We start from the raw sequence: 397 nt of genomic DNA, 5'->3' as shown, positions 1-397 counted from the left end.
TTGCCCTTTGGATAGCATAGCGTCCAGCATCCGGCAGTACATGACCTTTGCGGTGCTGCTAACTGGAAATCCTGTCAACGCTCTGGGAAATGGCATACATGGCGGCAATGGTGTGTCTATCGTCATAAATTCAAAATTCATTCTGTGTGTTCCTCCTTTTTCTTTGCTCGTTTGGATAAATAACAGGGGCAGTCAATCACAACCGCCCGGAAGCTCTGCTTGCACCCATGCTGGCATTTCCGGCATAATTCGTTATAAGTGACACGCCCCCGGTCATTGAGGTAAAAGGAAAGCTCATACTTCCTCTTTTTGCTCATTCTCGGCATATTGCGCTTCCTCCCGTTTTAGTGTATGGTTTCGGGGCGATTTTCGGCAAAATTACGGTCATAGAACCGCT

General features: G+C 47.6%; 1 protein-coding gene and 1 pseudogene. Both read right to left on the bottom strand.

The window, feature by feature from the left end; genetic code table 11:
* Window positions 1-141 (bottom strand): annotated as a pseudogene (locus WKT10_RS15970) (DeoR family transcriptional regulator); the annotation flags it as partial.
* A complete protein-coding gene (locus WKT10_RS15965) occupies window positions 138-326 on the bottom strand; it encodes a hypothetical protein (RefSeq protein ID WP_005927683.1) in 189 nt (62 codons plus the stop codon). The gene WKT10_RS15965 and the pseudogene WKT10_RS15970, both read right to left, overlap by 4 nt.
* Window positions 327-397: the final 71 nt, after the last annotated feature.

The sequence above is a fragment of the Enterocloster sp. HCN-30185 genome, from assembly GCF_037890305.1.
Lineage (GTDB): Bacteria > Bacillota > Clostridia > Lachnospirales > Lachnospiraceae > Enterocloster.
This window is presented reverse-complemented; position numbering and strand designations above follow the sequence as displayed.

Excerpts from the sequence above, each read along its gene's own strand:
- WKT10_RS15965 (WP_005927683.1), bottom strand. The coding sequence starts at position 326 with ATGCCGAGAATGAGCAAAAAGAGGAAGTATGAGCTTTCCTTTTACCTC.